General features: G+C 67.9%; 7 protein-coding genes. 5 read left to right on the forward strand and 2 right to left on the reverse strand.

Translation table 11 applies throughout. The annotated features are described in order from the left end of the window. The 3 genes from ACTHL9_RS15475 to ACTHL9_RS15485 form a co-directional block, all read left to right on the forward strand. Positions 1-694, forward strand: a 694-nt coding sequence (locus ACTHL9_RS15475) for a glutamate ABC transporter substrate-binding protein (RefSeq protein WP_440520175.1), incomplete at its 5' end; no start/stop codon positions are given. A 71-nt stretch (positions 695-765) separates the two neighbouring features. Beyond that, on the forward strand, positions 766-1,413 hold the full coding sequence (locus tag ACTHL9_RS15480) for an amino acid ABC transporter permease (protein WP_440520176.1): 648 nt from the start codon (positions 766-768) through the stop codon (positions 1,411-1,413). After that, positions 1,410-2,291: an amino acid ABC transporter permease gene (locus tag ACTHL9_RS15485; protein WP_440520177.1), complete on the forward strand. Its 882-nt coding sequence runs from the start codon at positions 1,410-1,412 to the stop codon at positions 2,289-2,291. The genes ACTHL9_RS15480 and ACTHL9_RS15485 overlap by 4 nt, the downstream gene beginning before the upstream one ends. 16 nt (positions 2,292-2,307) lie before the next feature. Here ACTHL9_RS15485 and dapE read toward each other — a convergent pair whose 3' ends face one another. Then, complete coding sequence (dapE, locus tag ACTHL9_RS15490; protein WP_440520181.1) at positions 2,308-3,453, reverse strand: succinyl-diaminopimelate desuccinylase; 1,146 nt, start codon at positions 3,451-3,453, stop codon at positions 2,308-2,310. 28 nt (positions 3,454-3,481) lie between these two features. On the opposite strand from dapE, the gene dapD reads away from it, so the two are divergent. Beyond that, a complete protein-coding gene (dapD, locus tag ACTHL9_RS15495; RefSeq protein ID WP_440520178.1) occupies positions 3,482-4,501 on the forward strand; it encodes a 2,3,4,5-tetrahydropyridine-2,6-dicarboxylate N-succinyltransferase in 1,020 nt (339 codons plus the stop codon). A gap of 40 nt (positions 4,502-4,541) precedes the next feature. Beyond that, positions 4,542-5,393, forward strand: a complete 852-nt coding sequence (locus ACTHL9_RS15500; RefSeq protein WP_440520179.1) for a hypothetical protein — start codon at positions 4,542-4,544, stop codon at positions 5,391-5,393. A gap of 3 nt (positions 5,394-5,396) precedes the next feature. On the opposite strand, the gene ACTHL9_RS15505 is transcribed toward ACTHL9_RS15500, so the two are convergent. Further along, positions 5,397-6,008, reverse strand: coding sequence for a hypothetical protein (locus ACTHL9_RS15505; protein ID WP_440520180.1), 612 nt, complete (start codon positions 6,006-6,008; stop codon positions 5,397-5,399). Positions 6,009-6,051: the final 43 nt, after the last annotated feature.

The raw sequence follows: 6,051 nt of genomic DNA on the forward strand, positions 1-6,051 counted from the left end.
CGTCAAGGAGGACCAGCCCGGTCTCGGCTACCTCGACCCGGTGAGCAACGAGCGCACCGGCTTCGACATCGACATCGCGCGGTGGATCGCAGCATCCCTCGGCTACGACGAGAAGGACATCGAGTTCACAGCGATCCCGTCGGCGAACCGCGAGCAGGCGATCGTGAACGGCGACATCGACTACTACGTCGGCACGTACTCGATCACTGACGCCCGCAAGAAGAAGGTCGACTTCGCCGGGCCGTACTTCGTCACCGGGCAGGGCCTTCTCGTGAAGAAGAGCAACACCACGATCAACAGCGAGAAGGACATCGCGGGCAAGACCGTGTGCTCCGCGACCGGCTCCACTCCGCTGCAGAACATCCAGAAGAACTTCCCGCAGACGAGGGCACAGTCGTTCGACACGTACTCGCAGTGTGTTGACGCGCTCAAGAACGGCCAGGTGGATGCCGTGACGACCGACCAGGCCATCCTGATCGGCTACGCCGCGCAGGACCCGGACAACCTGAAGGTTGTCGGCCAGCCGTTCACCACGGAGAAGTACGGCGTGGGCCTCACCAAGGGAGACACCGCCCTTCGCAAGTTCGTCAACGACATGTTCACGAACGGCAAGGACACCTGGCAGAAGATCTACGACTCGACGCTCGGCAAGTCCGGCACCAAGGTCGAGCAGCCCGCCGTCGACAACTACTGACAGGCGGCACGGTGGGCGGGGTGCTCTAGCGCCCCGCCCACCGTGCTGTCCCCTCCACAGGGAAGGCTGACATGAGCACTCTCTTCAACAATCTCGACGTCTTCACCACAGGCTTCCGCACGACGATCATCCTGTTCGTCGTCTCCGGGTTCTTCGCGCTCCTCATCGGCACCGTCGTCGGGGCAATGCGGGTCTCGCCGATCTCGGCCCTCCGCGCGTTCGGGACGCTGTACGTCAACATCGTCCGCAACACACCGCTCACCCTCGTGCTGTTCTTCTTCGCGTTCGGGTATCCGAAGCTCGGCCTCCCGGAGATCGACTTCACGGTCTCGGCCATCGTGGGCCTGAGCCTCTACACCGCGAGCTACGTCGCCGAGGTGCTCCGCTCGGGCGTCAACACCGTCCCCGTGGGCCAAGCCGAAGCCGCCCGCGCCATAGGGCTGCCGTTCTCGCAGACACTGACGCTCATCGTGCTCCCCCAGGCCTTCCGCTCGGTGCTGCCGCCGCTCTTCAGTGTGCTCATCGCCCTGCTCAAGAACACCACGGTCGCCGCCGGCTTCTCGGTGTACGAGGCCGGTGCCATCCGCGCGTACCTCGCCGAGCGCGGCGAGCCCGCCCTTGCCGTGCTCCTCTGGGTCGCGTTCTTCTTCGTGGTCCTCGTCCTGATCCTCGCGCAGCTCCAGCGCTACTTCGAGAAGAAGTGGAAGGTGGCCCGATGAGTTCCGTTCTCTACGACGCCCCGGGCCCGAAGGCCCGTTCCAGGCATCGCCTCTTCGGCGTGATCTCCGTCCTCGTCATTCTCGGGATCGTGGGCTTCGTCATCTGGCGCTTCATCGAGACCGGGCAGTTCAGCGCGTCGAAGTGGCAGATCTTCACGTTCGCCCGCGTGCAGCAGACGCTCCTCGATGCCACCGGGGCGACGCTCTCGGCGTTCGGCGTCGCCGCCGTCGGCAGCCTCATCCTCGGCCTCGTGCTCGCGGTCGGCCGTCTCTCGGATCACCCATGGGTCTCCCGGCCCTTCCACTGGTTCACCGAACTGTTCCGCGCGATCCCCGTGCTCATCCTCATGATGCTGCTGTACTACGGGCTCCCGCCGGCGCTCGGCGTCAAGTGGCCGCCGTACCTCGCGGTGGTCGTCGCGCTCATCCTCTACAACGGCTCAGTGCTGGCCGAGGTGTTCCGCGCGGGCATCGAGGCCCTCCCGAAGGGCCAGCGCGAGGCCGGTCTGGCGATCGGCCTGCGCAAGTCGCAGGTGATGCAGAGCATCCTGCTCCCCCAGGCGGTCCGCTCAATGCTGCCGGTGATCATCTCGCAGCTCGTGGTGACCCTGAAGGACACGGCGCTCGGCTTCATCGTGACCTACAACGAGATCCTGTTCCAGGCGAAGTTCTTCGGTTCCCAGGTCCAGTACGGGACGCCCATCGTCCCGTCCGCGATCGTCGCCGGCGTCCTCTATGTGGGCATGTGCCTGATTCTGTCCGGCCTCGCCAAGCTCGCCGAACGCCAGCTGCGCCGGAGCCAGAAGATCGCGGGCCCGAAGAAGGGCGCGCCACTCCAGGCGACGCAGGCCGCTCAGGGCGCTGCCGAGACGATCTAGGGCTTTCCCCGAAGACCTAGGACTTGGCAGAGAGCCAGCTGCGCAGGGCTCGAAAGCAGGCTCTCACGTCGTCGGCCGCGACGCGCTCGTCGTCCTTATGGGCGAGGAGTGCGTCGCCCGGCCCGAAATTCACGGCGGGGACACCCAGCTCGCTGAATCGGGCAACGTCGGTCCACCCGTACTTGGGCTTCGGCTCCCGTCCGACGACGGCGACAAATGCGGCCGCCGCGGGGTGCGTGAGTCCGGGGCGCGCGCCGGGGGCACCATCCGTCCGCGCTACCTCGAATCCGGCGAGGAGCCCACGGACGTGTTCCTCGGCCTGATCCAAAGTCTTGCTCGGCGCAAAGCGATAGTTGATCTCCACTGTGCAGCGATCGGGGATGATGTTGCCCGCGGTGCCGCCTGAAATCCGGACCGCATTGAGGCTCTCCCGGTAGTCGAGCCCCTCGACGCTCACGGTCGCCGGCTCGTAGTCTGCGAGCCGGGCCAGAATGGGGGCCGCGGCGTGGATCGCATTGCGCCCCATCCACGCCCGGGCCGAGTGGGCCGCCTCCCCTGCCGTCGAGGCTTCGATCCGCAGCGTGCCGTTGCAGCCCCCCTCAACGGTCCCGGCTGTGGGCTCGAGGAGGATCGCGAAGTCTCCCGCGAGCAGTTCCGGGTTCTCCCGTGCGAGCCGGCCCAGGCCGCTCTTCGCGGCCTCTACTTCCTCATGGTCGTAGAAGACAAAGGTGACGTCGCGCGTGGGCTCGGCGTCGCCGTCGTCCGCGTGATGCCCGCCGAAGAGCGCGGCGGCCAGCGCAAGCTGCACGGCGACCCCGCCTTTCATGTCTGTGGCGCCGCGTCCCCAGAGGGTTCCCGTGCCGGGTTCGCCGTCCCACGACGAGGGCACGGTCCCCCGCGATCCCACCGTGGCGGGGAGGGGCACCGTGTCAAGGTGGCCGGCGAGGATCACGCGCTCGGCTAGCCCCAGGTCGGAACGGGCGACGACGGCGTCCCCGTTCCGCGTGACGGACAGGCCGGGGAGCGCGCGGAGCGCAGCCTCGACCGCGTCCGCAATAGTCCGCTCGTTCCCGGAGACGCTCTCGATGTCGATCAGGTCGGCGGTGAGGAGGGCTACATCACGGCTGAGGTCGAGGGTGGCAGGAGTCACGCGAGCAAGCATATCCGTGCCCTCTCGATAGACTTGCCCCATGACTCACACCTCCTCCGCGTCCCGCTCTGCCCACGGCTTCGGCCTCGCCACGATCGCTCTCGGCGGAGGGGCCGACGGGACCGAAGAGGCCACCGTGCTCGACGTCTGGTTCCCGTCCCCCGCACTCGGCACCGGTGCCGAGCACCTCAGCGACGAGGCTGTAGTGGACGCCGCCCCCGCCGAGCTTGTGGCAGCCGCAGAGAACGGCGACGACGCCGACCGCGGCACCCAGACGAAGGTCGTCTTCGTCCAGATCGATCTGGATCAGGCGCCGGCCGACACCGCCGACGCCTACCTGCGGCTCCACCTCCTCTCGCACCGGCTCGTCAAGCCCAACAGCGTCAACCTCGACGGCATCTTCGGCAAGCTGCCCAACGTCGTGTGGACCAACTTCGGGCCCTGCCTCCCTACGGGCTTCGAGACGACGCGCGCCCGCCTTCGCCGCCGTGGCTCCGTCACGGTCTACGGCGTGGACAAGTTCCCGCGCATGGTCGACTACGTCGTCCCCTCCGGGGTGCGCATCGCCGACGCAGACCGCGTGCGGCTCGGCGCGCACCTCGCGGACGGCACGACTGTGATGCATGAGGGCTTCGTGAACTTCAACGCGGGCACCCTCGGCGCGTCCATGGTCGAGGGCCGGATCTCCGCAGGCGTCGTGGTGGGCGACGGAACCGACGTCGGCGGCGGCGCTTCGATCATGGGAACCCTCTCGGGCGGCGGCAAGGAGCGCATCACGCTCGGCGAACGGGTGCTGCTCGGCGCCAACTCGGGCGTCGGCATCTCCATCGGCGATGATTCCGTCGTCGAGGCGGGCCTCTACGTCACCGCGGGGACCCGCGTGCGGATCAGCGGATTCAAGGACGCATTCGGCGAGAACGCGGAAAAGGTCGTCAAGGCGGCCGAGCTCTCGGGCCAGCCGAACCTCCTGTTCCGCCGCAATTCCACCACCGGCCAGGTGGAGGCCCTTCCGCGCAACGGCCAGAAGGTCGAGCTCAACGAGGCCCTTCACGCCAACTGAGCCGGTCAGCGAGAAGAGTCGAGCCACAAGGAGCCACCGCATGCCCTCGGCCCGCACAGTGCGGCGCTCGCTCACGGTCATCGTCGCCCTCGTGCTCGCGGGCACAGGGATCTACATCGCGTCGACGGCGCTCAACCGAACTGACGCACCCGTTGTCGAAGGATGCACGGCGCTCCTGAACGGCGGAAAGCAGAATCTGGCGACGGACCAGGCGGCCAACGCTTCTCTGATCTCCGCGATCGCCGTGCGCCGCGGGCTTCCGGCGCGCGCGGCGACGATCGCCATCGCCACTGCGATGCAGGAATCGAAGCTGCGCAACATCAACTACGGGGACCACGCGGGTCCCGACTCCCGCGGCCTGTTCCAGCAGCGTCCCTCCCAAGGCTGGGGCACGGAGGCGCAGATCATGGACCCCGTCTACTCGACCAACGCGTTCTACGACGCGCTGGCGAAGGTTCCGGGCTACGAGTCGCTCTCCGTCACGGAGGCGGCCCAGCTGGTTCAGCGCTCCGCATTTCCGGAGGCCTATTCGCAGCACGAGGACCTCGGGCGCGCCTTCGCCTCCGCCCTGACCGGCAACTCCCAGGCCTCGCTGGACTGCACCCTGCGGACCCCGGACGCTGCCGGCGACCCGAGTGCGGTGCGCGACGCCTTCCTCCGCGCCTACGGCGCGACGGCACCAAGTGTCGTTGCCGGCCGCACCCTGAACGTCCGGGCCGAGGGAGCGCTTGCGTGGTCCGCTGCCCAGTGGGCCGTCGCCAACGCGAAAGGCCTCGCCATCTCCCGCGTGGATGTCGACGGCCAGGCGTGGATCCGCGAGGGAAACAAGGGGTGGACGGACGCGCAGACTCAGCCGGGCGCCGTCGTCATCACCGTCGCCGGCGGGCAGTAGCAGCTAGACGAGCATCTCGATGACCGGTGCGAGGAAGCTCTGCAGGGTCTCGGGATCGTCCATGAGCGACTGGCTCATGATGACCTTGTTCGAGTCGACGAGCCACGCGCGGTCCTCGGCGAGCGGGAGCTCGATGAGCGTGAGGGCGAAGTCCTTCGCGTCGGGCCCCACTTCGAGCTGCCGGGCAGCGACCAACTGCTGCAGGATCTGCGTATCGCCCCTGGCCTCGCGCTTGGCCTCGAGCTCCTCGTAGTCCAGCTGGCGCTCCTGCGTCCACGTGAGGGCGCCTCCGAAATGGGCCTGCAGGGAGCGCTGGAGTGCGGGCGCTGCGCTGAAGGCGGTGAAGTCCGGAGGCTCGACCGCCGGGATCATCGCGGGATGGTGGTCGAGGAGGCTCGCCCACCACGCCTCCCACTGGCGGCGCAGCGCATCGACGCCCCCCACGTGCTGCGTGATCTGATGATGGTCGTACTCATGGACTCGGGGCGCGGCCGGCGCGAGCGGTGGGAATCCGGCGCCCACAAGCCCCGCCGTGTCCTTGAGATAGAGGGCAAGCAGCATCGGACCGGATGTGTCCATCGTGATGCGCCACCCGGGTCCACCTGTTTGGTGCATGGTGCCCCTCCTCGCGCCCCATCAGCAGCATTTCCAGTCTATT

The sequence above is a fragment of the Sinomonas sp. genome, from assembly GCF_051955515.1.
Classification (GTDB): Bacteria; Actinomycetota; Actinomycetes; order Actinomycetales; family Micrococcaceae; genus Sinomonas.